The sequence below is a fragment of the Pseudomonas sp. ZL2 genome (assembly GCF_054788455.1).
Genome location: NZ_JBGOGX010000005.1, coordinates 25,058 through 49,265, shown reverse-complemented (window position 1 = coordinate 49,265; position 24,208 = coordinate 25,058). Strand labels below are relative to the sequence as shown.

Annotated in this window: 18 protein-coding genes; 8 read left to right on the top strand and 10 right to left on the bottom strand. The window is 61.5% G+C overall.

Features of this window, described 5'->3' with window-relative positions; genetic code table 11:
* Positions 1 to 116: 116 nt before the first annotated feature.
* From rimP to ABM562_RS07800, 8 genes are all read left to right on the top strand, one after another.
* Positions 117 to 575, top strand: a complete 459-nt coding sequence (gene rimP, locus ABM562_RS07835; protein ID WP_038999709.1) for a ribosome maturation factor RimP — start codon at positions 117 to 119, stop codon at positions 573 to 575.
* Positions 576 to 634: 59 nt separating this feature from the next.
* Positions 635 to 2,116, top strand: a complete 1,482-nt coding sequence (gene nusA, locus ABM562_RS07830) for a transcription termination factor NusA (RefSeq protein ID WP_010222981.1) — start codon at positions 635 to 637, stop codon at positions 2,114 to 2,116.
* A 27-nt stretch (positions 2,117 to 2,143) separates the two neighbouring features.
* Positions 2,144 to 4,651 carry a translation initiation factor IF-2 gene (gene infB / locus ABM562_RS07825; protein WP_115085235.1) on the top strand — a complete coding sequence of 836 codons (2,508 nt, stop codon included), beginning with the start codon at positions 2,144 to 2,146 and terminating at the stop codon, positions 4,649 to 4,651.
* A gap of 121 nt (positions 4,652 to 4,772) precedes the next feature.
* Positions 4,773 to 5,174 (top strand): 30S ribosome-binding factor RbfA, encoded by a 402-nt coding sequence (rbfA, locus tag ABM562_RS07820; RefSeq protein ID WP_010222983.1) that lies wholly within the window; start codon positions 4,773 to 4,775, stop codon positions 5,172 to 5,174.
* 3 nt (positions 5,175 to 5,177) lie between these two features.
* On the top strand, positions 5,178 to 6,095 hold the full coding sequence (gene truB / locus ABM562_RS07815) for a tRNA pseudouridine(55) synthase TruB (protein ID WP_115085236.1): 918 nt from the start codon (positions 5,178 to 5,180) through the stop codon (positions 6,093 to 6,095).
* A 153-nt stretch (positions 6,096 to 6,248) separates the two neighbouring features.
* Positions 6,249 to 6,518 carry a 30S ribosomal protein S15 gene (rpsO, locus tag ABM562_RS07810; protein ID WP_010222985.1) on the top strand — a complete coding sequence of 90 codons (270 nt, stop codon included), beginning with the start codon at positions 6,249 to 6,251 and terminating at the stop codon, positions 6,516 to 6,518.
* Between the two features lie 250 nt (positions 6,519 to 6,768).
* The gene (pnp, locus tag ABM562_RS07805; RefSeq protein WP_038998668.1) at positions 6,769 to 8,874 is read left to right on the top strand and encodes a polyribonucleotide nucleotidyltransferase; all 2,106 of its coding nucleotides are present in this window, start codon (positions 6,769 to 6,771) and stop codon (positions 8,872 to 8,874) included.
* A gap of 258 nt (positions 8,875 to 9,132) precedes the next feature.
* Positions 9,133 to 9,483, top strand: a complete 351-nt coding sequence (locus tag ABM562_RS07800) for a BON domain-containing protein (RefSeq protein WP_115085238.1) — start codon at positions 9,133 to 9,135, stop codon at positions 9,481 to 9,483.
* A 143-nt stretch (positions 9,484 to 9,626) separates the two neighbouring features.
* Here ABM562_RS07800 and ABM562_RS07795 read toward each other — a convergent pair whose 3' ends face one another.
* From ABM562_RS07795 to ABM562_RS07750, 10 genes are all read right to left on the bottom strand, one after another.
* Positions 9,627 to 12,608, bottom strand: coding sequence for a DUF748 domain-containing protein (locus tag ABM562_RS07795; RefSeq protein ID WP_460421348.1), 2,982 nt, complete (start codon positions 12,606 to 12,608; stop codon positions 9,627 to 9,629).
* 46 nt (positions 12,609 to 12,654) lie between these two features.
* Positions 12,655 to 13,671, bottom strand: a complete 1,017-nt coding sequence (locus tag ABM562_RS07790; RefSeq protein ID WP_460421346.1) for a class I SAM-dependent rRNA methyltransferase — start codon at positions 13,669 to 13,671, stop codon at positions 12,655 to 12,657.
* Positions 13,672 to 13,750: 79 nt separating this feature from the next.
* A complete protein-coding gene (locus tag ABM562_RS07785) occupies positions 13,751 to 14,929 on the bottom strand; it encodes an acetyl-CoA C-acetyltransferase (protein WP_460421344.1) in 1,179 nt (392 codons plus the stop codon).
* 112 nt (positions 14,930 to 15,041) lie between these two features.
* Complete coding sequence (locus ABM562_RS07780) at positions 15,042 to 15,911, bottom strand: oxygenase MpaB family protein (protein WP_115085242.1); 870 nt, start codon at positions 15,909 to 15,911, stop codon at positions 15,042 to 15,044.
* Positions 15,912 to 15,950: 39 nt separating this feature from the next.
* Positions 15,951 to 17,885, bottom strand: a complete 1,935-nt coding sequence (acs, locus tag ABM562_RS07775) for an acetate--CoA ligase (protein ID WP_460421342.1) — start codon at positions 17,883 to 17,885, stop codon at positions 15,951 to 15,953.
* Positions 17,886 to 17,976: 91 nt separating this feature from the next.
* The gene (pgi, locus tag ABM562_RS07770) at positions 17,977 to 19,641 is read right to left on the bottom strand and encodes a glucose-6-phosphate isomerase (protein ID WP_115085244.1); all 1,665 of its coding nucleotides are present in this window, start codon (positions 19,639 to 19,641) and stop codon (positions 17,977 to 17,979) included.
* 124 nt (positions 19,642 to 19,765) lie between these two features.
* Positions 19,766 to 20,623: a pantoate--beta-alanine ligase gene (panC, locus tag ABM562_RS07765; RefSeq protein ID WP_115085245.1), complete on the bottom strand. Its 858-nt coding sequence runs from the start codon at positions 20,621 to 20,623 to the stop codon at positions 19,766 to 19,768.
* The gene (gene panB / locus ABM562_RS07760) at positions 20,620 to 21,420 is read right to left on the bottom strand and encodes a 3-methyl-2-oxobutanoate hydroxymethyltransferase (protein WP_115085246.1); all 801 of its coding nucleotides are present in this window, start codon (positions 21,418 to 21,420) and stop codon (positions 20,620 to 20,622) included. The genes panC and panB overlap by 4 nt, the downstream gene beginning before the upstream one ends.
* Before the next feature lie 252 nt (positions 21,421 to 21,672).
* A complete protein-coding gene (gene folK / locus ABM562_RS07755; protein WP_134061344.1) occupies positions 21,673 to 22,149 on the bottom strand; it encodes a 2-amino-4-hydroxy-6-hydroxymethyldihydropteridine diphosphokinase in 477 nt (158 codons plus the stop codon).
* A 3-nt stretch (positions 22,150 to 22,152) separates the two neighbouring features.
* A complete protein-coding gene (locus ABM562_RS07750; RefSeq protein ID WP_460421340.1) occupies positions 22,153 to 23,541 on the bottom strand; it encodes a polynucleotide adenylyltransferase PcnB in 1,389 nt (462 codons plus the stop codon).
* Between the last annotated feature and the right edge of the window lie 667 nt (positions 23,542 to 24,208).

Sequence of the window (24,208 nt, the reverse complement as noted above, 5' to 3'; positions counted from 1 at the left end):
CCCTTTTGCAGGGGCTTTTTCTTGGCTGAACAGTCATAACGCCGGTATTCAACGGCGTATCAGGGATGGGCGCTTTGCCCATTTTTTATTTGCATAGCATGCACGAGGGGGTTCAGGTGTCGAGCAAGCTAGAACAGTTGCAGGCCTTGTTGGCCCCGGTGGTCGAGGCTCTTGGCTATCAATGCTGGGGGATCGAATTCATCTCTCAAGGCAAACATTCGGTCCTGCGGATTTATATCGATAAAGAAGATGGCGTGCTTGTTGATGACTGCGCAAAAGTCAGTCACCAGGCCAGCGCGATCCTCGATGTCGAAGACCCGATCACTTCCGAATATACCCTTGAAGTGTCCTCTCCTGGCATGGATCGCCCGCTGTTCACCTTGGAACAGTTTGCTTCGCATGCCGGCGAACAAGTGAAGATCAAGCTGCGTACGCCCTTTGAAGGTCGTCGTAACTTTCAGGGCCTTCTCCGTGGCGTGGAGGAGCAGGATGTTGTGGTCCAGGTAGACAACAACGAATTCCTGTTGCCGATCGATTCGATCGACAAGGCCAACATTATTCCCAGTTTTGACTGAGACGTGCCGGATCCCGCGGACCGCGCGGATCCAATGGCTTGCGAAAGGCGAGGCGTACGATGAGCAAAGAAGTACTGCTGGTTGTTGAGTCGGTATCGAACGAAAAGGGCGTACCGGCCGGCGTAATTTTTGAAGCGCTGGAAGTGGCTCTGGCCACTGCAACCAAAAAACGTTTTGACGACGAAGTCGACCTGCGTGTGGAAATCAACCGCCACACCGGTAGCTACGAAACCTTCCGTCGCTGGACTGTCGTCGAAGAAAAGGATCTGGACGATCCGGCGATCGAAGTGTGGCCAGCGAAGATTCAGGACACCCATCCTGAAGCTAAAGTCGGTGACGTGATCGAAGAGAAGATCGAGTCGATCGAGTTCGGCCGTATTGCCGCCCAGACCGCCAAGCAAGTCATCGTCCAGAAGGTCCGTGAAGCCGAGCGCGCTCAAGTGGTAGATGCCTACCGCGAGCGTCTGGGCGAGATCATCTCCGGTACCGTCAAGAAGGTCACCCGTGACAACGTCATCGTTGACCTGGGCAACAACGCCGAAGCGTTGCTGGCCCGTGAAGACATCATCTCCCGCGAGACTTTCCGTGTCGGTGTGCGCCTGCGTGCACTGCTCAAGGAAATCCGCACCGAGAACCGCGGCCCGCAGTTGATCCTGTCGCGTACCGCGCCACAGATGCTGATCGAGCTGTTCCGCATCGAAGTGCCGGAAATCGCCGAGGGCCTGATCGAAGTCATGGCCGCGTCCCGTGATCCGGGTTCGCGCGCCAAGATCGCCGTACGCTCCAAAGACAAACGCATTGACCCGCAAGGTGCCTGTATCGGCATGCGCGGTTCGCGTGTCCAGGCAGTGTCCGGCGAACTGGGTGGCGAGCGCGTGGATATCGTCCTCTGGGACGACAACCCTGCACAGTTCGTCATCAACGCCATGTCGCCGGCTGAAGTCGCGGCGATCATCGTCGATGAAGACGCCCACGCCATGGACATCGCCGTGGGTGCCGACAACCTGGCCCAGGCGATTGGCCGTGGTGGCCAGAACGTGCGCCTGGCCAGTCAGTTGACCGGCTGGACCCTGAACGTGATGACCGAATCGGACATCCAGGCCAAGCAGCAAGCTGAAACCGGTGACATCCTGCGCAACTTCATCGACGAGCTGGAAGTCGACGAAGAACTGGCACAGGTGCTGGTCGATGAAGGCTTCACCAGCCTGGAAGAGATTGCCTACGTACCGCTGGAAGAAATGCTCAACATCGACGGCTTTGACGAAGACATCGTCAACGAGCTTCGTGCTCGCGCCAAGGATCGCCTGTTGACCAAAGCCATCGCTACTGAGGAAAAGCTGGCAGACGCCCATCCGGCCGAAGACCTGCTCTCGCTTGAGGGTATGGACAAGGATTTGGCGATGGAACTGGCGGTGCGCGGCGTAGTTACCCGCGAAGACCTGGCCGAGCAGTCGATTGATGACCTGCTCGACATCGACGGCATCGACCAAGAGCGTGCCGGCAAGTTGATCATGGCCGCCCGAGCCCACTGGTTCGAGTAATTAGGCGCGGCCTGAGGAGAGAAGTGCATGACGCAAGTCACGGTGAAAGAATTGGCCCAAGAGGTCGCTGCACCGGTAGAGCGCCTGCTGCAGCAGATGCGTGAGGCAGGTCTGCCGCACACCGACGCCGGTCAGGTAGTGACCGACAATGAGAAGCAGGCATTGCTGGCTCATTTGAAGAGCAGCCACAAGGCAAAAGTGGAAGAGCCGCGCAAGATCACCTTGCAGCGCAAAACCACCAGCACCCTGCGTGTCGCCGGTAGCAAGAGCATCAGCGTAGAAGTACGCAAGAAGAAAGTATTCGTTCAGCGCAGCCCGGAAGAAATCCAGGCCGAGCAGAAGCGCGAGCTGGAAGAGCGCCGTGCAGCGGAAAACGCTGCCCGTGAAAAAGCCGATGGCGAAGCACGTCAGCGTGCCGAGGAAGAAGCCCGTCGTCAGCCAGCCGCTGCGTCTGCCGCGCCGGCTGCTGCCGCTCCGGCTCCGGCTGCAGCGCCAGTGATCCAGGCCGCCGCGGACGCCGCTCCGGCACCGGTTGCCGACCGCAAGAAAGACGACGTGCGTCGCAGCGACAAGTCGCGTGACGACGAGCGTCGTGGCGGCGAGCGCCGCAACGAAGCGCCGCGCGTTTCGGTCAAGGTCAAGGAAAAGGAAAAGGCGCCTACCCCGCGTGCCGCTCCGCGTACCACCGACGAAGAAAGCGATGGCTTCCGTCGTGGTGGCCGTGGCAAGGGCAAGCCGAAGAAGCGCAACGCCCATGGCTTCCAGAACCCGACCGGTCCGGTTGTCCGCGACGTGCAGATCGGCGAGACCATCACGGTTTCCGACCTGGCCAACCAGATGTCCGTCAAGGGCGCTGAAGTGGTCAAGTTCATGTTCAAACTGGGCACTCCGGTGACCATCAACCAGGTGCTCGACCAGGAGACAGCTCAGCTGATCGCCGAAGAGCTGGGCCACAAGGTCACCCTGGTCAGCGACACCGCCCTGGAAGATTCCCTGGCTGAGTCGTTGAAGTTCGAAGGCGAGACCTTCTCCCGTGCACCAGTCGTGACCGTAATGGGCCACGTTGACCACGGTAAGACCTCGCTGCTCGACTACATCCGTCGTGCCAAGGTTGCTGCTGGCGAAGCCGGTGGTATTACCCAGCACATCGGTGCGTACCACGTGGAAACCGACCGCGGCATGGTCACCTTCCTCGACACCCCGGGTCACGCCGCGTTTACCGCCATGCGTGCCCGTGGTGCCAAGGCGACCGACATCGTGATCCTGGTGGTTGCAGCGGACGACGGCGTGATGCCGCAAACCCGCGAAGCGGTCCAGCACGCCAAGGCTGCCGGTGTTCCGCTGGTCGTGGCGGTGAACAAGATCGACAAGCCAGGTGCTGACCTCGATCGTATCCGTAACGAGCTGTCCGTCGAAGGCGTCACTTCCGAGGACTGGGGTGGCGACACGCCGTTCGTCAAGGTGTCGGCGAAGATGGGTACCGGTGTCGACGAACTGCTCGAAGCCGTTCTGCTGCAAGCCGAGATCCTCGAGCTCAAGGCCACTCCATCGGCCCCGGGTCGTGGTGTAGTGGTCGAGTCGCGCCTGGACAAGGGCCGTGGCCCGGTGGCTACCGTGCTGGTTCAGGACGGTACCCTGCGTCAGGGCGACATGGTTCTGTGCGGTTCGAACTATGGCCGTGTACGGGCCATGCTCGACGAAAACGGCAAGCCTGTTAAGGAAGCCGGCCCGTCGATCCCGGTCGAGATTCTCGGCCTGGATGGCACTCCGGACGCCGGTGACGAGCTGTCGGTAGTGGCTGACGAGAAGAAAGCCCGTGAAGTTGCCCTGTTCCGTCAAGGCAAGTTCCGCGAGGTCAAACTGGCTCGCGCTCACGCTGGCAAACTCGAGAACATCTTCGAGAACATGGGCCAGGAAGAGAAGAAGACCCTCAACATCGTGCTCAAGTCCGATGTTCGTGGTTCTCTCGAGGCCCTGCAGGGCTCCCTGAGCGGCCTGGGCAACGACGAAGTACAGGTTCGCGTGATTGGCGGCGGCGTCGGTGGTATCACCGAGAGCGATGCCAACCTGGCCCTGGCTTCCAATGCAGTACTGTTCGGCTTCAACGTGCGTGCCGATGCCGGCGCGCGCAAGATCGTCGAGCAGGAAGGTCTGGATATGCGTTACTACAACGTGATCTACGACATCATTGAAGACGTCAAGAAAGCCCTGACCGGTATGCTCGGCAGCGATGTTCGCGAGAACATCCTGGGTATCGCCGAAGTGCGTGACGTGTTCCGTTCGCCGAAGTTCGGCGCCATCGCCGGCTGCATGGTCGTCGAGGGTGTGGTCTACCGCAACCGTCCGATCCGCGTACTGCGCGAGGACGTGGTGATCTTCGAAGGCGAGCTGGAATCGCTGCGTCGCTTCAAGGACGATGCGTCCGAAGTACGTGCCGGCATGGAATGCGGTATCGGCGTCAAGAGCTACAACGACGTCAAGGTCGGCGACAAGATCGAAGTCTTCGAGAAAGTCCAAGTGGCTCGTACGCTCTAAGCCGCGAGCATGGGAACCGCCAATTGTCCGCCCCAGGGCGTCGCTTGGCGGCTCTGAACGCAACGCCCGGTCCGGCTCTAGCCTGGCCGGGCGTTTGCCGCTTTAGTTACAGGTAGCAAAAATGGCAAAAGAATATAGCCGTACCCAACGCATTGGCGATCAGATTCAGCGCGAGCTGGCTCAGTTGATCCGTCGTGAAGTCAAAGACCCGCGTGTCGGCGTGGTCACCATTACCGCTGTGGATGTCAGCCGCGATGTCGGCCATGCCAAGGTGTTCATCACCTCCATGGGCCAGGAAGGCGCGGAAGACATCAAGCAGACCCTCAAGGTGCTCAACGGCGCGGCCAGTTTCCTGCGCGTGCACCTGGGCAAGGAAATGCAACTGCGCAGCGTGCCGCAACTGCATTTCCACTATGACGAGAGCATCAGTCGCGGTGCCCACCTGTCGGCCCTGATCGAACGCGCCGTCGCCGAAGACAAGCTGCACCAGGCTTCCGACACGCCCCTGGACACCAAGGAGTAAGCGGTGGCTCAGGTCAAGCGTATCCGTCGTAACGTCAGCGGCATCATCCTGCTCGACAAGCCGTTGGGGTTCACTTCCAACGCTGCCTTGCAGAAGGTCCGCTGGCTGCTCAACGCCGAAAAGGCCGGGCACACCGGTAGCCTCGATCCACTGGCCAGTGGCGTGCTGCCACTGTGCTTCGGTGAGGCGACCAAGTTCTCGCAGTACCTGCTCGATTCCGACAAGGGCTACGAGACGGTCATGCAACTGGGGCAGACCACCACCACCGGCGATGCCGAAGGTGAGGTGCTGAAAACCCGTGACGTGACCGTTGGTCGCGCCGATATCGAAGCGGTTTTGCCACAATTTCGTGGTCAAATCAGTCAGATACCGCCGATGTACTCGGCCCTCAAGCGTGACGGCCAGCCGCTGTACAAGCTGGCCCGTGCAGGTGAAGTAGTGGAGCGCGAGGCGCGTTCTGTTACTATTAACCGCTTGGAATTGCTCGAGTGCGAAGGCACCCGTGTCCGGCTGTCGGTCGGCTGCAGCAAAGGCACCTACATCCGCACCCTGGTCGAGGACATCGGCGAGGTGCTTGGTTGCGGGGCCTATGTCGCCCAACTGCGTCGCACACACGCCGGTCCCTTCGAGCTGGCCCAGACCGTGACCCTCGAAGAACTCGAAGCGGTCCACGCCGAAGGTGGCAACGAAGCGGTCGATCGCTTCCTGATGCCATCGGACAGCGGTCTGCAGGACTGGCCACTGTTGCAGTTCTCCGAGCACAGTGCGTTCTACTGGCTGAATGGTCAGCCGGTCAGAGCCCCCGACGCGCCGAAGTTCGGCATGGTCCGGGTACAGGATCACAATGGTCGCTTCATCGGTATCGGTGAAGTGAGCGAAGACGGGCGCATCGCGCCGCGTCGCTTGATTCGGTCAGAATGATCGAAACCTTCAGTGTCAGGTTCAGGCCTGGTACTGGTGGTAAAGAGGATGGCTGTTAATAGGCACGGTCACGCCTCACTTTATGAATACAGGGAGCAGTCCCTGGCCTATTGGAAACCGTTTGTTCGGTTTCCCTTGATTTGGAGAAGCCAGATGGCACTCAGCGTTGAAGAAAAAGCAAAGATCGTTGGCGAATACCAGCAAGCCGCCGGTGACACCGGTAGCCCAGAAGTGCAAGTTGCACTGCTGACCGCCAACATCAACAAGCTGCAAGGCCACTTCAAGGCCAACGGCAAAGACCACCACTCCCGTCGTGGTCTGATCCGCATGGTTAACCAGCGTCGCAAGCTGCTGGACTACCTGAAAGGCAAGGACACCACTCGTTACAGCGCCCTGATCGGTCGTCTGGGTCTGCGTCGCTAATAGCGGCCTGGCCAGTGGTGTGCACGGCGTGCTGCAGTCACCAGGCGGAGCCTTTGGCCCCCGTGCTGGTGAGCACGCCTTGCGTATCTATGAGGTTGGCTGTCTGTCTCGCCTGAGCGGTTTACCGCAAGGGCAGGGCAGGCTTCCAACCTCTAGTTTTATCTGGACTGCCAACAGGGCCGATTCCCTGTTCTGCCCAAGAATTCGCAAGAACCAGTTCCCCCAGAGCCACTGAAAAAGGTAGGAAACCGTGAACCCGGTAATCAAGAAATTCCAATTCGGTCAATCGACCGTTACCCTCGAGACGGGCCGTATTGCTCGTCAAGCGTCCGGCGCCGTATTGGTCACCGTCGACAACGATGTCACCGTACTGGTGACCGTGGTCGGTGCCAAACAGGCCGATCCAGGCAAAGGCTTCTTCCCCCTGTCCGTTCACTATCAGGAAAAGACCTACGCCGCCGGCAAGATCCCTGGTGGTTTCTTCAAGCGTGAAGGCCGTCCTTCCGAGAAAGAAACCCTGACCTCGCGACTGATCGACCGTCCGATCCGTCCGCTGTTCCCTGAAGGCTTCATGAACGAAGTGCAGGTTGTCTGCACCGTCGTTTCCACCAGCAAGAAGACCGATCCGGACATCGCTGCGATGATCGGTACCTCGGCTGCCCTGGCCATCTCCGGCATTCCGTTCGAAGGCCCGATCGGCGCCGCCCGCGTAGCTTTCCACGAAAGCACCGGCTACCTGCTGAACCCGACCTACGAGCAACTGGCTGCCTCGAGCCTGGACATGGTCGTTGCCGGTACCTCCGACGCCGTACTGATGGTTGAATCGGAAGCCAAAGAGCTGACCGAAGACCAGATGCTGGGCGCCGTACTGTTCGCTCACGACGAATTCCAGGCCGTGATCCAGGCTGTCAAAGAGCTGGCCGCCGAAGCTGCCAAGCCGACTTGGGACTGGACTGCCAAGGCCGAGAACACCCCACTGCTGAGCGCCATCCGTGGCGAGTTCGGTGCTGCGGTTTCCGACGCCTACACCATCACCGTCAAGGCTGACCGTTACGCTCGCCTGGGCGAACTGCGCGAGCAAGTGATCGCCAAGTTCTCCGGTGAAGAAGGTCAACCTTCGGCTTCCGAAGTCAAAGAAATCTTCGGCGAAATCGAATACCGCACCGTTCGCGAAAACATCGTCAACGGCAAGCCACGTATCGACGGCCGCGACACCAAGACCGTACGTCCGCTGAACATCGAAGTCGGCGTGCTGCCGAAGACCCACGGTTCGGCGCTGTTCACCCGTGGCGAAACCCAGGCCCTGGTCGTTGCAACCCTGGGTACTGCCCGTGATGCCCAGCTGCTGGACACCCTCGAAGGCGAGAAGAAAGACCCCTTCATGCTGCACTACAACTTCCCGCCGTTCTCGGTGGGCGAGTGTGGCCGCATGGGCGGTGCTGGCCGTCGCGAAATCGGTCACGGCCGTCTGGCCCGCCGTTCGGTTCAGGCCATGCTGCCTGCCGCTGACGTGTTCCCGTACACCATCCGCGTCGTATCGGAAATCACCGAATCCAACGGTTCCAGCTCCATGGCTTCGGTCTGTGGTGCTTCCCTGGCACTGATGGACGCCGGTGTACCGATGAAGGCGCCGGTTGCCGGTATCGCCATGGGTCTGGTTAAAGAAGGTGAGAAATTCGCCATTCTGACCGACATCCTCGGTGACGAAGACCACCTGGGCGACATGGACTTCAAGGTAGCCGGTACCGCCAAGGGTGTTACCGCGCTGCAGATGGACATCAAGATCAACGGTATCACCGAAGAGATCATGGAAATCGCCCTGGGCCAAGCCCTGGAAGCGCGTCTGAACATCCTCGGCCAGATGAACCAGATCATTGGTCAGTCCCGTAGCGAACTGTCGGAAAACGCTCCGACCATGATCGCCATGAAGATCGACACCGACAAGATCCGTGACGTCATCGGTAAAGGCGGCGCGACCATCCGTGCCATCTGCGAAGAAACCAAGGCTTCGATCGACATCGAAGATGACGGTTCGATCAAGATCTTCGGTGAGACCAAAGACGCCGCTGAAGCTGCTCGTCAGCGCGTTCTGAGCATCACTGCCGAGGCCGAGATCGGCAAGATCTACGTCGGTAAGGTCGAGCGCATTGTCGACTTCGGTGCCTTCGTCAACATCCTGCCTGGCAAGGACGGTCTGGTTCACATCTCCATGCTGAGCGATGCTCGCGTCGAGAAAGTGACCGACATCCTCAAAGAAGGTCAGGAAGTTGAAGTACTGGTACTGGACGTGGACAACCGCGGCCGTATCAAGCTGTCGATCAAGGACGTTGCCGCTGCCAAGGCATCCGGCGTCTAAGCACGCAGCTTAAGAAGAAGGACCCCTCGGGGTCCTTTTTTTGTGCCTGCGCACAATGTCTTGCGGACTTGCATCTTGCATGCAGGATTTTGTCACTGCTTGCAAAATGCACGATTCAGGTGTTTGCCTGTTTGTACAAGTATCTGATTTATAAGGGAAAAATTAATAGCAAAAGCTGGCACAGGCCCTGCAACAGTATTCATACCCCTGCTGCCAGGACTGACGGCGCAGACTTTTCGAAAAACAGGAGTGTCTCGTATGAAGAAGTTCGCTATTGCTGCCGCTACTGCCACCGCCCTGACCCTGACCATGGCTAACGCGGCATTTGCCCAACAGCCTTCCCAGGCTCCGCTGACCGTTGCTGCTGGTGAAGTTACCAAAGCAAAAGAAGCGACCTCCGACACCTGGATCACCACCAAGGTCAAAGCTGACCTGATGACCGAGAAAGGCATCCCAGGCACCGACATCAAGGTCGAAACCAACAAAGGCGTGGTCTCCCTGTCTTCCGATGTTGCCGTGACGGATTCGCAGAAAGACATGGCGGTCGCTATCGCCAAGAAGATCAAAGGCGTTCAAGCCGTCTCGGCTGATGGCCTGAAAACCAATTAATAGTTTGTTCCGACTCGCTGACCTTTCAGGTTCATGCGAACGACCAAAAGGACTTGGTCACTCAAAGCCCCGGCACTGGTTGCCGGGGCTTCTTTTTGGGGGCGGTTTGTGGGAACGGGCTTGCCCGGCGATAAGGGCCTACTTCACTCCGCGTCCAGATGCAGTGGCGAGATCACCCGCCCATCCGCCTCAGCCTGGCCCAGGCTGGCATCGACGAAATACACCCGGTCATCAGCCAACTGGCCTTTGTCCACCAGGTAGTCCTTGATACTGCTGGCCCTGGCCTGACCCAACTGGCGCAGCAGCAGGGCGCTTTCGCCCCAGGACTTGAGCACTGCATCGCGCAACTGGGTAGTGCGCTGCTCGCGGTCCAGCTGTTCCCATTCCGTCGGTGGCTGTTTCTTCATCCGGGTACGGTAGATGCCTTCGAGCATGGCCGGCTTGTCGCCATCCGGGACCTTCAGGTCGGAGGCCTGTGCTGGCACCTTGTCACCGCGGCGCTGGAGGATCTTGTAGTAGGTGCTCTGGTACTCACGCTCCAGGCGCTGCTGGGCAATCAGCGGCCCATCGCTGCTCTGGGCGCTGGTGCCTTCGATCTCCAGGCGCAGGGCCGGGCGTTCCTTGAGCGCCGTCGCCAGCTTGTCCAGAGCGCTTTGCGCATCCGGGCCCAGGTCACTGGAGCCGGCGGCGAAGGCCACGTTACCCAGGTCCTGGGAGTCGCCGCCGCTGACCAGCCCGCCAATGAACTTGAAGGGCGCCTGGGCCGCACGCAGCACCAGGTTGCGCAGGGTCTGCCAGACGATCGGCATGACGCTGAACTGCGGGTCGTTGAGGTCGCCGGTCACTGGCAGCTCAATGGAAATCTTGCCGTCGGTATCCTTGAGCAGGGCGACTGCCAGGCGAATCGGCAGGTCCACCGCATCCGGGCTGTCGACCTTCTCCCCCAATTGCAGCTGCTCGACCACCACTTTGTTCTCGGCCTTGAGCTTGCCCTGGGTGATCACGTAATGCAGGTCGATGTTGAGCCGGCCCTTGCGGATGCGGAAACCTGCAAACTTGCCTGAATAAGGGGTCAGGGTGGTCAGCTCGACGCGTTTGAAGCTGGTCGCGATGTCCAGCGCGGCCATCGGGTCGAAGGGGTTCAGCGAGCCTTTGATGGTCACGGGTGCATAGCGATCGACCTTGCCCTTGATGTCGACCTTGGCAGGTTTCGGCTGACGATTGTCGATGGTGCCGATCTGGCCGTTGAGCTGCTGGATGGCAGTAGCGAAGTTCGGCGTCAGGCTGAAGTCGGCAAAGTTGGCCGAACCGTCGTTGATGTCGATTGCACCGATGCGGATACCCAGTGGCTTCTCGGCCGGGGCCTTGGCTTTGCTGGGCGCCCTGGATTGCGCGGTGGCCGGTTGCGGGATCAGCAGGTCATCGACGTTGGTGGTGCGGTCCTCGTTGATCATGAAGCGCGCATAGGGTTGCTTGAGGGTCACCTTGCCAATGGTCAGGGCGTCACCGTGGCGGTACGACAAGGCGTCGAGGTTCAGCTGCTGCCATTTGACGAAGTCACGGTCCTTGATGGTGTCCAGGGTGTGCAACTGGTTGACCTGGGCCTTGCCATCGATGCTGAAGGCCAGCGGCTCGATGCTCTTGAGGTCGACGTTGAGGTCGCTGCCGAGCATGCCGCTGCGTAGTTCCAGGCGGATGTACGGGCTGATATAGGCCTGGGCGACGCGCAGGTCGATGTCCTGGGTATTGACCTTGAGCTTGGCGGTAACGGGCGCCAGGTTTACTTCACCGGCGGCCTGCAGCTTGCCTTGTTTACCCACGCCGGTATCGAGCTTGAGGGTGAAGGGCGACTGGTTGAGGCTGTCGAAATTCTGCAGGTCGAGGTTCAGCGGGCCGACATCCAGGGCCACTGGCTCTTTCTGCGAGCGATCGGCCAGGTGCACCTGGTAATTGCGCAGTTGCACGTCCTTGAGCAGCACCTGCCATGGCTTGCTCGGCGCTTCGGCGGCGGCTTTCTCCTTGGTATCCGGCTCGGCGGCGGCAGGTTCGGCTTTCTCTTTTGGCGTGGCCTTGGCCGGCTGGCTGGCGAACAATTTCTGCCAGTCGAGCTGGCCGTCGGACTCCACTGCTGCCCAGGTTTCGAGCTTGTCGCTGCGGATCTTGCCGACGGTTACCAGTTGCTTGGCCAGGTCGATCGAGGTTTCACTGACATCCAGACGCGCCAGGCGGGCCAGCGGACGGCCATCCGGGGCCTTGATGGCAAAGGGCGCGATGCTCACCGAGGTGTTGTCCAGCAGCAGCTCGGTTTCCTTGGACAGGTTCAGCTTGTAGCGGGTATCGAGGCTGACCACGCCGTCTTCCAGTACCAGCGGCACTGCATCGCGAACATAGGGCCAGAAGGCCTTCATCTTGCCGTCGGTGACTTTCAAGGTGCCTTCGGAGGCGAGGGGTACCACGCTGAACGTACCGCTCCAGTCGATGCGGCCGCCACCGGGGCCTACTGCGACCAGGGTCATGTCGGCGCTGTCGTCGGGCAGGGTGCTGAGGTTCTTCAGCTCCAGGTTCATCGAGTCGTAGAGGAACTCGATCGGCTCGCTCGGGCGCAGGTCCTGGAAGTGCAGGTAGCCTTCGCTGAGCTTGATGCTGCCGATGCGCAGCGGGAACGGATCGCTGGCGGGCTCTTCAGGCTTGGGCTCGCTCGGTGGCAGCTTGAACAACTGAGTGAGGTTGAGGCTGCCGTCCTTGGCGAACAGCAGCTCGGTCCGCGCCTTGTCCAGTTCGACCCCGTCCAGGTGCAGGGCACCGCTCCACAGGCTGTCGAGCTGCAGGTTGGCGTACAGGCGTTCGAAGCCGACCTGCTCCTTGCCCGGCTCGCCGATCTGCAGGCCCCACAGGGTCAGTTCGAAGCTGAACGGGTTGAGTTCGATCCGCTGCAGGTGCGCCGGCACCGTGGCGTAATTGGCCAGTTGCTGATTGGCGATACGCAGGGCAACCCCTGGGAGAATCAGAAAGCCTAGCAGGCTGTACAAGGCCACTGCGGCCAGCATGGCGCCGAGGGCGCGTTTCAATCCTTTGGGCATGTGTGGCGTCGTCTGTCTCGAACGGAGGTGGTTGGAGTATGGCACGTAAAAACGGTTCCGAAGCTACCCCGAAAATTAACGGATATTTGTTTCAGAGCTGAAGAATCAAGGTCTTCAGTGGAGGCTGCCCATCCTGCGACGGAAAGTCGCCGTCGGGTTTGAGCACCTGCCAGTCGCGTACCGGGCGCCCGGCCTTGTCGGCGCAGCGCAGCACCTGCTCGCGCCAGTCGTCGAGATTGACCTTTGCCAGGTTGTTACAGCAGATCAGCACGCCATCGTCGGCGGTGCTCAACAGGGCCGGCTTGAGCAGGCTCTGGTAGTCGCGCAGCAGGTCGACGGTGCCGAAGGCGCTCTTGGCCCAGGCTGGCGGGTCGAGGAACACCAGGTCGAACTGGCGCTGCTTCAGGCGCGGATACGGCGGCAGCTTGTGGCCGCGGCGCTGGCTGACCGGCAGGCCGGCAAATTGACGGATCGCCGGGAAGTAATCGGACTGGATAAAACCCATCGGCAGCAGTTGCGGGTTGAGCGCGCCGTTCTCCTTGCCCACGGCCAGGTTGCCTTCGGCAAAGTCCAGGTTGCACACCTCGCGGGCACCACCCGCTGCGGCGCTGAGGCCGACGCCGCAAGTATAGGCGAACAGGTTCAGCACGCTTTTGCCGGCACTGTGTTGCTTGACCCAGCCACGGGCGTTGCGCAGGTCGAGGAACAGCAGCGGGTCCTGCCCGGCATGGCGGCCACGCACCCGGTAGTTCAGACCCCATTCGTGACCGACATGATCGGCCAGCGCGGCTTCGCTGGCCTGATACACCGGATCGCGGCGGTCGATGCGGCTGTTGCCCTGGGAGCGGTCGTTGTAGACCAGCAGCAGGTCCTGGCCCAGGTGCGTTTGCACTGCCGCGTGCAGCTCCAGCAAGGCGCTGGTCTCGAGGGTCTGGTGGAAACTCTGCACCAGCAGCTGCGGGCCGTAGCGGTCGATGGTCAGGCCGCTGGCGCCCTCCTGGCTGCCATGGAACAGGCGATAGCAGTCGGTGCCCTGGGCATGCAGTTCGGCGAGAAGGCCCTGGCGGGCGTCGAGGGCGGCGCGCAGCGCCTGATTCAAGAGGGACATGCACGTGGCCTTGGTTTGCGGACGTGCAGTTTATCAGTTCAAGCCAGGGGAGGGGCCGTTGCAGCCCCTCCCGCGGTGATCAGCGTTCGATCGCCAGGGCCACGCCCTGACCGCCGCCGATGCACAGGGTAGCCAAGCCCTTGCTGACATCACGCTTGATCATTTCATGCAGCAAGGTCACCAGCACCCGGCAACCCGAGGCGCCGATCGGATGGCCCAGAGCGATGGCACCGCCGTTGACGTTGACCTTGCTGGCGTCCCAGCCCAGCTCCTTGCCCACCGACAGGGCCTGGGCGGCGAACGCTTCGTTGGCTTCGATCAGATCAAGCTCGCTCAGCTGCCAACCGGCTTTTTCCAGGCAGCGGCGGGTGGCGCTGACCGGGCCGATACCCATGATCGCCGGATCGACCCCGGCGTTGGCGTAAGCCTTGATGCGCGCCAGGATCGGCAGGCCCAGCTGCTGCGCCTTGGCCGCGCTCATCAATAGTACTGCTGCCGCACCGTCGTTGAGCGACGAGGCGTTGCCGGCTGTTACCGTGCCGTCCTTCTTGAACGCCGGCTTGAGCTTGCCCAGCGAATCGGCAGTAGTGCCGGCGCGTGGTTGTTCGTCGGTAGCGAAGGCAACCGGCTCGCCTTTACGCTGGGGGATCAGGATCGGGGTGATTTCGTCGACGAAACGCCGGGCTTCGATGGCAGCCACCGCCTTTTGCTGCGAAGCGGCGGCGAAGGCGTCCTGTTCTTCACGGCTGATGCCGTACTTTTCCACCAGGTTCTCGGCGGTGATGCCCATGTGATAGTCGTTGAACGCATCCCACAAGCCATCGCTGATCATGCTGTCGATCAGGGTGCTGTGACCCATGCGCAGGCCGGTGCGGGCACCGGGCATGACGTAGTTGGCCAGGCTCATGTTTTCCTGGCCGCCGGCGATGATCACCTCGGCGTCGCCGCAGCGAATCGCCTGGGTCGCCAGGTGCAGGGCCTTGAGGCCCGAACCGCAGACCTTGTTCAGGGTCATGGCAGGGACGGCATGGGGCAGGCCGGCCTTGATCGCGGCCTGGCGCGCCGGGTTCTGCCCTGCGCCGGCGGTGAGCACCTGGCCGAGAATGACTTCGTCGACCAGTTCGGCATCGATGCCGGTCTGGGTCAGCAGCTGGCGGATCACCGCGGCGCCAAGGTCGACGGCGGGAATGTTGGCCAATGCCCCTTGGTAGCTACCCACGGCGGTCCGGGTGGCGGCAACGATTACGACATCTTGCATGGCGCGGCTCCTCATTCTTATTGGATTTGGCGTCAGAACGGTTCAGGTCCCAGGGCCTGGCTAGACCCGCATGGTGGCATAGATGGCCGGGCGAGGGCTATTGGCGCACTGCTCAGGCGATACCCATGCGTCGCCGTGCACGATGGGCCGAGCCATCGCGCATGGCCCAGCGCAGGACCGGTGCGGTGCTGTTGATGCCCAGGCGGATCAGCCGGCGCTGCAGCGGGTTCTGGCTCAGCTCGAGCATGGTGCTGGCCCATTCGGGCAGCAAGTCAATTCCGGCTCGCAGCATCAAGGCGCCTACCGGTTGGGCCAGGCGGCTGGGCGCCGGCGCGTCGAGCAGCACCTGTACTACCTCATGGCTGCGGGTGTCGCAGATAAGTTGGGGGCGCATGGCCTGCAGGTAGTCGGCAATCTGCTGGCGCGAACGCGGTACGTTGCGGGCGCCCAGGCGTTCGGCGATCAGGGCGATCTCGGCGTAGTAGGCATCCTGATCGGCGATCGGCAGGTGCGGGTTGCGGTAGCGCATGTGTGCTGCCAGGAAGCTGCTGACCTCGGCCACATGCACCCAGGTCAGCAAGTCTGGATCGCTGGCAGCATAAGGCCGGCCATCGGCGGCGCTACCGACCACCTGCAAGTGAATGGTGCGTACTTTTTCGATCAGCCAGTTGGCATCTTGAGTCGAGCCGAAGGTGGTGCCGGAGATGAACTGGCTGGTGCGGCGCAGGCGGCCGAGCAGGTCCTGGCGAAAGTTGGAGTGATCCCACACGCCGGCCAGCGCCAGCGGGTGCAGCAGTTGCAGGAGCAGGGCACTGATGCCGCCGATCAGCATGCTGGGGAAGTCGCCATGCACGCGCCAGCTGATGCTGCCCGGGCCGAACAGCCCAGGGTCACCCTTGGGGTTTTCCAGGTCAAGTTGCCCCAGGGACAAGCCGGTCAGGCTCATCACCTGGGTTTCGATACGGCGGCGAATCGCTTCCATGGTTACCTTGTCTGCAAGGCAGCCAAACAGCGCTGCCGCTTAAGTGTTCAGGCGTTTGTCGATCAAGCCCTGGACCACGCTCGGATCGGCCAGGGTCGAGGTATCGCCGAGGCTGTCGAGCTCGTTGCAGGCGATCTTGCGCAGAATGCGCCGCATGATCTTGCCTGAGCGGGTCTTGGGCAGCGCCGGCGCCCACTGGATCAGCTCGGGTTTGGCAAAACTGCCGATCTCCTTGCTGACCAGGGCCAGTAATTCCTGCTTGAGCCTGTCGTCCGGGGTCACCCCGTTCATGGGCGTGACAAAGGCATAGATGCCTTGCCCCTTGAGATCGTGAGGGTACCCGACAACGGCCGCTTCGGCGATGCTGTCGTGCAGCACCAGGGCGCTTTCGACTTCGGCGGTGCCGATGCGGTGGCCGGAGACGTTGATCACGTCATCGATCCGTCCGGTTATCCACAGGTCACCGTCCTCGTCGCGGCGCGCGCCGTCGCCGGTGAAGTAGTAACCCGGCAGTGGCTTGAAGTAGGTATCGATCATTCGTTGCGGGTCGCCGTACACGCTGCGGATCTGTCCGGGCCAGCTGGCCTTGATCGCCAGCATGCCGCTGCCGGGGCCTTCAATCAGCTTGCCCTTGTCGTCCAGTAACACCGGCTGCACGCCGAACATCGGTTGGGTGGCGCAGCCGGGTTTGACCCGCCGGGTGCCGACCAGTGGGCTGATCATGATGCCGCCAGTTTCGGTCTGCCACCAGGTATCGACGATGGGGCAGCGTTTTTCGCCCACGGCCTCGAAATACCATTCCCAGGCTTCCGGGTTGATCGGCTCGCCAACGCTGCCGAGCAGGCGCAGGCTCTTGCGTGAGGTGCTCGCCAGCGGGCCCGGGCCTTCACGCATCAGCGCACGCAGGGCGGTGGGCGCGGTGTAGAAGATGTTTACCTGGTGCTTGTCGACCACCTGCCAGAAGCGCGAGGTATCCGGGTAGTTGGGCACGCCTTCGAACATCAGGGTGATCGCGCCGTTGGCCAGCGGCCCGTAGACGATATAGCTGTGACCGGTCACCCAGCCAACATCGGCAGTGCACCAGAACACCTCGCCCTCGCGGTAATCGAACACGGTCTTGAAGGTCAGCGCCGCTTGCAGCAGGTAACCCGCGGTGGTGTGCAGCACGCCCTTGGGTTTGCCAGTGCTGCCGGAGGTGTAGAGGATGAACAGCGGGTCTTCGGCATCCATCGGCTCGGGTGGGCATTGGTCACCTACCGATTTGATTGCTTCGTGGTACCAGATATCGCGGCCTTCACGCCAGTCGATCTTGCCACCGGTGCGCTTGATCACCACCACCGTACCGACATCCGGGCAACTGAGCAGGGCCTTGTCGATGTTGTTCTTCAGCGGCACGCTCTTGCCGCCGCGAACACCCTCGTCGGCGGTGATCAGTGTGCGGCAATCGGCGTCGAGAATCCGGTCGCGCAACGCATCCGGCGAGAAGCCGCCGAACACCACCGAGTGAATGGCGCCGATGCGGCTGCAGGCGAGCATGGCGTAGGCCGCTTCCGGAACCATGGGCATATAGATGCACACCCGGTCGCCTTTTTTTACCCCACGCTGCTTGAGTACATTGGCCAGGCGGCAGACCTGCTGGTGCAGTTCGCGGTAGGTGATGACACTGGAATCGGTGGGGTTGTCGCCCTCACGAATGATCGCCGGCTGATCGCCCCGGGTGGCCAGGTGACGGTCGATGCAGTTGTAGCTGACATTGAGTTGCGCACCTTTGAACCAGGCGGCCTGGCCGGTCTTCATGTCGCTCTGCTGGATCTGGCTCCAGGGCTCGATCCAGTCCAGGGCCTTGGCTTGTTCGGGCCAGAAGGCATCCGGGTCATCGATGGACTGGCGGTACAGGCGCTGATAGTCGGTCTGGCTCAGTTGCGCCGCTTTGCTGACGGCATCGGCTTGGGGAAAGTCGCTGATATCGAACATGGCGGGGTCCTGTTCTGACGGATTGTTTTTGTCAGGACAGTGTAGCCGCTGCCCCTGGCCGTGTTCGTTCGGCCAGGGGCAGCGCAGGCGATCAACCGCGGTGACGGCTGCGGAAGAAGTTGATCAGGCCCTGGGTCGAAGCGTCCTCGGCAGGCTCTTCGATGCCGCCGGTCAGGCGCTGGTACACACCCTTGCCCAGCTCCTTGCCCAGCTCCACGCCCCACTGGTCGAAGGCGTTGATGCCCCAGATAACGCTCTGCACGAACACCTTGTGTTCGTACATCGCCACCAGTGCGCCGAGGCGCCGCGGGCTGATGCGCTCGACCACCAGGGTGTTGCTCGGGCGGTTACCCGGGATCACCTTGTGTGGCGCCAGCTTCTGGATATCGGCTTCGGCCATGCCCTTGTCGCGCAGTTCGGTTTCGGCCTCGCTGCGGGTCTTGCCGAGCATCAGCGCCTGGCTCTGCGACAGGCAGTTGGCGTACAGCCACTGGTGATGGTCGGCGACCGGGTTGAAGCTGACCACCGGGACGATGAAGTCGGCGGGAATCAGCTGGGTGCCCTGGTGCAGCAACTGGTGGTAGGCATGCTGACCGTTACAACCCACGCCACCCCAGATCACCGGGCCGGTGTCGTGGTTGACCGGCGTGCCGTCCTGGCGGACGCTCTTGCCGTTGGATTCCATGTCCAGCTGTTGCAGGTGCTTGGTGATGTTACGCAGGTAATGGTCGTACGGCAGGATCGCATGGCTCTGCGCGCCCCAGAAGTTACCGTACCAGACGCCCAGCAAGGCCAGCAGCACCGGCATGTTCTGTTCGAATGGCGCGTTCTGGAAGTGCTGGTCCATGGTGTAGGCACCGGACAGCAGTTCCTTGAAGTTGGCAGTACCAATGGCCAGTGCAATCGGCAGGCCGATGGCCGACCACAGCGAGTAACGCCCGCCGACCCAGTCCCACATCGGGAAGATGTTTTCTTCACGAATGCCGAAGGCCACCGCAGCGGCCTTGTTGCTGGATACGGCGATGAAGTGCTTGTACAGCTCGGCTTCCGAGCCACCCTGGGCGAGGTACCAGGCGCGGGCCGCCTGGGCGTTCTTCAGGGTTTCCAGGGTGTTGAACGACTTGGACGAGACGATGAACAGCGTGGTTTCGGCACGCAGCTTGGCCGACAGCTCGTGGAACTCGCTGCCGTCGATGTTTGCCAGGTAATGGCAGCGCACGCCGCGCTGGGCGTAAGGCAGCAGCGCTTCGGAGACCAGCTCGGGGCCGAGGAACGAACCGCCGATGCCGATGTTGACCACGTCGGTGATCGGCTTTTCGCTGTAGCCGCGCCACAGGCCGTCATGGATGCGGCCAACCAGTTCGGTCACCTGGTTAAGCACCTTGTGCACCTCGGGCATCACGTTGACGCCGTTGACGCTCAGCTTGTCGCCAACCGGACGGCGCAGGGCGGTGTGCAGCGCCGGGCGGCCTTCGGAGGCGTTGAGGATCTCACCGGCGAACAGCGCCTTGATTGCCTCTTGCAGGCCGACCTCGTTGGCCAGATTGACCAGCAGATCACGGCTCTGGCCGTTGATCAGGTTTTTCGAGTAATCGAGGAACAGCCCGCAGGTACTCAGGGAAAACTGTTCGAAGCGTTTTGGCTCGGCATTGAACGCGTCGCGCATGCTGAAGTCCTGCATGGCTTCGCGGTGCTGCTGGAGCGCCTGCCAGGCGGGCAGGGCGGTGACATCATGAGGAGTGCGGTAGTACGCCATCGCTGCAGGTTTCCTTATTGCGTGAGCTGCCTTGGACACTGGAAAAAGCATCCTGTTTGCAGGCTGATGCCAATTATAGGCATGCAACCTGCGTTACAGGGAGTGTCCCCAGCGGGCGACCGTTTTACTTGTCGTCGAGATTCAGGTGCAGGTTGTCGATCAGGCGGGTGGCACCCAGGAAGGCGGCCACCAGGATCACCAGATCGCGGTCTTCAGACGCTGCCGGACGCAGGCTCAGGGCCTGGCGAATTTCCAGGTAGTCCGGGCGAAAACCTGCCGCGCTCAGTTGTTGCTGACCATTGGCGATCAACGCCGGATAGTTGCGTTCACCCTGCTCAATCGCGGCGGCCATCTGGCTCAGCACCCGATACAACGCTGGCGCCGTGGCGCGCTGTTCGTCGCTCAGGTAACCGTTGCGCGACGACAGCGCCAGGCCGTCTTCGGCGCGCACGGTCGGCTCGCCGATGATCTGGATCGGCATGTTCAGGTCACGTACCAGCGCGCGAATCACCGCCAACTGCTGGAAGTCCTTCTGACCGAACACGGCCAGGTCTGGCTGGACCATATTGAACAGCTTGCTGACCACCGTCGCCACGCCTTCGAAATGGCCCGGGCGGCTGGCACCGCAAAGCCCGTCGGAAAGCTGCGGGACACTGACCCGGGTCTGCCCGGCCATGCCGTCCGGGTACATCTCCTCGACGGTCGGGGCGAACAGCAGGTGGCAGCCGGCCTGGAGCAGTTTCTCCTGGTCGGCGGCGAGGGTTCGCGGGTACTTGTCGAGGTCTTCGCTGGGGCCGAACTGCAGCGGGTTGACGAAGATGCTGGCGACAACGAAATCGACCCGTTGCGCGGCTTTGGTCACCAGCGCGGCATGGCCGCTGTGCAGGTTGCCCATGGTCGGCACGAAGCCGATGCGTTTGCCTTCACTGCGCGCCCGCGCCACGGCGGCGCGCAGTTCGCGGACGGTCTTGACTGTATTCATGCACTGAACCCGTGTTCGCTGCCGGGGAAGCTGACATCCTTGACCGCGGCTACATAAGCCTTGAGCGCGCCTTGAATGTCGCTCTGGCCGGCCATGAAGTTCTTCACGAACTTCGGTACCCGGCCGGTCAGCGACAGGCCGAGCATGTCATGCAACACCAGCACCTGGCCGTCGGTGGCGCTGCCGGCGCCGATGCCGATCACCGGGATGCTCACCGCCTGGGTGATTTCCGCGGCCAGCTCGGTCGGTACGCATTCGAGCAGCAGCATGGCCGCACCGGCCTGCTCCAGGGCGATGGCGTCGGCGCGCATCTGCCGAGCCTGGTTTTCCTGGCGGCCTTGAACCTTGTAGCCACCGAGAATATTCACGGTCTGCGGGGTCAGGCCCATATGGGCACAGACCGGCACGCCACGCTCGGCCAGCAGGCGGATGGTTTCCGCCAGCCAGGCGGCGCCTTCGACCTTGACCATGTGCGCACCAGCCTGCATAAGCGCGCCGCTGTTGGCGAACGCCTGCTCGGTGGTGGCGCAGGCCATGAACGGCAGGTCGGCGAGAATCAGCGCACCTTCGTTGCCGCGTTTGACGCAGGCGGTGTGGTAGGCCATCTCGGCATTGGATACCGGCAAGGTGCTGTCATGGCCTTGCAGGACCATGCCCAGGGAGTCACCCACCAGCAATACTTCCACGCCGGCCCGGCTGGCGGCCTGGGCAAAGGTCGCGTCGTAGCAGGTCAGCATGGTTATTTTCTCACCCTTGGCCTTGAGGCTCTGCAGGGTGGTCAGGGTTACTTCTGGCATGAAAAGGAATCCTCGTTCAGGCGCTGTGAAAAACGACTGCGTACAACGCGTGTATTCATCTTCTGGAACAGCACATCATCGATCGTGGTGTTTGAAATACGACCTGTTCCAGGCCTATATACGCCTTTTTGCGGCGCTCGGGGCGCCACGGGACGCCTATAGTCGTGAGCGAGGGGGCTGAAGTCAATTACCCTGTTACCGCATTGTTACTAATGCGCTGTTACGGGCGTTACCGGCTGGGGGATCGCCCGGTTACAGGCGTTCCAGACCGACGAACGGGCAATCTGCCAGTAATTGGGACAGGGGCCGCTGATCGGCCAGGCAGAAGTCTTCGGGTACCAGTTCGGCCAGTGGGTAAAGGACGAACGGTCGGGCCTGCATGTGGTAATGCGGCACTTTCAGGCGCGGCACATCGATGACCTGGTCGCCGTACAGCAGGATGTCCAGGTCGAGGGTGCGCGGGCCCCAGCGCTCCTTGCGCTCGCGGCCCTGATCGGCCTCGATGGCCTGCAGCGCATCGAGCAGGTCGAGCGGCGCCAGGGTGGTCTCCAGCGCCGCCACGGCATTGGTGTAGCGCGGCTGGCCGGGCGACAGCGAGTCGCTGGTGTAGAAGGCCGAAACCCCGGCCAGGGCGCTTTCATGCAACTGCCCCAGCGCCTCGACGGCGCTGCGCAGTTGTTGCTCGGGATCGGCCAGGTTGCTGCCCAGGCCAATGTAGGCGCGGATCATGTGTTACTCGCCTGCTGCGCCGTCGGCACGCTTGCGCTTGCTCGGGCTACGCTTGCGTTTGCGCGGGCCGGCACCGGCGCCTTCATCGCGGTTGCCCAGCTCGCGGATCATGTCGCGGCGCTCGCTGTCGTTGCAGTCCTGATAATCGGTCCACCACTGGCCAAGGCCATCGGTTTCTTCGCCAGCGCTTTCACGCAGCAGCAGGAAGTCGTAACCGGCGCGGAAGCGCGGGTTGTCGAGCAACAGGTCGGCACGCTTGCCGCTGCGCCGTGGCAGGCGCTCCTGCATGTCCCAGATCTCGCGAATCGGCATGGTGAAGCGCTTGGGGATAGCGATGCGCTGGCACTGCTCGGCGATCAGCTCGTGAGCGGCTTCATTCATTGCCGGGATCGGCGGCATGCCACGGCTTTGCAGGCGCAGGGCGCGACCCGGCAGCGCCGGCCAGAGCATGGCGGCGAACAGGAAGGCCGGGGTTACCGGCTTGCCCTGCCTGACGCGCAGGTCGGTATTGATCAATGCCTGGCTGATCAAGGTGTGGGTGTAGGTCGGATGCTCTTCGAGCGCCTCGGCACTGGCCGGGAACAGAGGGTCGAACAGCTCCAGGTCGACGAGCATTTCGAAGGTGTCGGCAGCCTGCCCGGAGAGGAACAGCTTGAGCGACTCTTCGAACAGGCGCGCCGCGGGGATCTCGCGCAGCATCGGCGCCAGCTGGCGAATCGGCTGCACGGTGTGCTTCTCGATGCCGAAATTGAGCTTGGCGGCGAAACGCACGGCACGCAGCATGCGTACCGGGTCTTCCTGATAGCGCTGGGTCGGGTCGCCGATCAGGCGGATCAGGCGGTTGCGGATGTCGTGCACGCCGTTGGCGTAATCGAGGATGCGCTCGCTGACCGGATCGTAATACAAGGCGTTGATGGTGAAGTCGCGGCGCTGCGCGTCTTCTTCCAGGGTGCCGTAGACATTGTCGCGCAGGATCCGCCCACTCTCGTTACGCGACGAGGTGTGGCTGTTCTCTTCTTCGCTTTCCGGGTGGTTGGCGCGGAAGGTGGCGACTTCGATGATTTCACGCCCGAAATGGATGTGAACCAGTTTGAAACGGCGACCGATGATACGGGCGTTACGAAATTCGGCGCGGACCTGTTCAGGGGTGGCGCTGGTGGCGACGTCGAAATCCTTGGGGGTGATGCCCAGAAGTTGGTCCCGCACGCAGCCACCGACCAGGTAGGCCTGGTAGCCAGCGTTTTGCAGGCGCTCGACGATGTTCACCGCATGGCGACTGAACTGGCCGCGTTGCAGCGAATGTTGACCACTATTGATCACTTCGGGCGTGGTGCGAATATGGTGCTGGCCACGCATGGTAGGACGGAATGACTGGAACAGCTTCTTCAGCATGGGATGCACTGTTTGAAGGAATGTTCGGCCAAAAACGAAGAATGGCCGCATGATGGGCGGGGATTCTAGCATTTACTCGGAGGATGGTGTAGGCGGTCGCGTCGGACGACGCACGGACAGGCTGGGGCGGGCAGAAACTACAAGGGGAGCCGAAGCTCCCCAAGAAGTAGTTGCGTGCTCTTATTGTTTTTTTGCCGGGCTTCTTGTTTTTGTTGAGTGCCCTGCCCACAAAAAAAGCTTGTGGGCGGTCTCCCTAATCGGGATCAAGAGCAAACGGATTGCTTTGGTCGCTGAGGTTGCAATGATCATGCGATCCAACCAGTTCAGGCCCTGCTTGAGTGCAGTTTTTATTGTTCTCTGCCTGGTTGTGGGGCAAGCCCCAAATACAACTCCTCTCCAAAAGAATCAGTTAGCTGCGCCTCCGCCGTCTTGTTCTTATTGTGCGTGAGCCGATTCGTCTTATTTTTATTGTCTTTTGCAGTGCTTGTTATTGTTCTTGTACCAAACATATAGCAGGTGCCGTGCCAACTTTTGCAAACCCCAGTAAAACAAGGGGTTGAAGCGTTTTTTGACGGCCTGGAGGGCGAAAAAAAACCGGGGCTTCGTTACCTTAAGCCCCGGTTTTTGTTACGACTTCATGTTGCGGTAACAGTTTGTCGCAAGGTGA

What these genes read in the sequence shown, in the direction of transcription:
- nusA (WP_010222981.1), top strand. Translation starts at nt 635, where the DNA reads ATGAGCAAAGAAGTACTGCTGGTTGTTGAGTCGGTATCGAACGAAAAG.
- infB (WP_115085235.1), top strand. Translation starts at nt 2,144, where the DNA reads ATGACGCAAGTCACGGTGAAAGAATTGGCCCAAGAGGTCGCTGCACCG.
- rbfA (WP_010222983.1), top strand. Translation starts at nt 4,773, where the DNA reads ATGGCAAAAGAATATAGCCGTACCCAACGCATTGGCGATCAGATTCAG.
- rpsO (WP_010222985.1), top strand. Translation starts at nt 6,249, where the DNA reads ATGGCACTCAGCGTTGAAGAAAAAGCAAAGATCGTTGGCGAATACCAG.
- ABM562_RS07800 (WP_115085238.1), top strand. Translation starts at nt 9,133, where the DNA reads ATGAAGAAGTTCGCTATTGCTGCCGCTACTGCCACCGCCCTGACCCTG.
- ABM562_RS07790 (WP_460421346.1), bottom strand. Translation starts at nt 13,671, where the DNA reads ATGTCCCTCTTGAATCAGGCGCTGCGCGCCGCCCTCGACGCCCGCCAG.
- ABM562_RS07785 (WP_460421344.1), bottom strand. Translation starts at nt 14,929, where the DNA reads ATGCAAGATGTCGTAATCGTTGCCGCCACCCGGACCGCCGTGGGTAGC.
- ABM562_RS07780 (WP_115085242.1), bottom strand. Translation starts at nt 15,911, where the DNA reads ATGGAAGCGATTCGCCGCCGTATCGAAACCCAGGTGATGAGCCTGACC.
- acs (WP_460421342.1), bottom strand. Translation starts at nt 17,885, where the DNA reads ATGTTCGATATCAGCGACTTTCCCCAAGCCGATGCCGTCAGCAAAGCG.
- pgi (WP_115085244.1), bottom strand. Translation starts at nt 19,641, where the DNA reads ATGGCGTACTACCGCACTCCTCATGATGTCACCGCCCTGCCCGCCTGG.
- panC (WP_115085245.1), bottom strand. Translation starts at nt 20,623, where the DNA reads ATGAATACAGTCAAGACCGTCCGCGAACTGCGCGCCGCCGTGGCGCGG.
- panB (WP_115085246.1), bottom strand. Translation starts at nt 21,420, where the DNA reads ATGCCAGAAGTAACCCTGACCACCCTGCAGAGCCTCAAGGCCAAGGGT.
- folK (WP_134061344.1), bottom strand. Translation starts at nt 22,149, where the DNA reads ATGATCCGCGCCTACATTGGCCTGGGCAGCAACCTGGCCGATCCCGAG.
- ABM562_RS07750 (WP_460421340.1), bottom strand. Translation starts at nt 23,541, where the DNA reads ATGCTGAAGAAGCTGTTCCAGTCATTCCGTCCTACCATGCGTGGCCAG.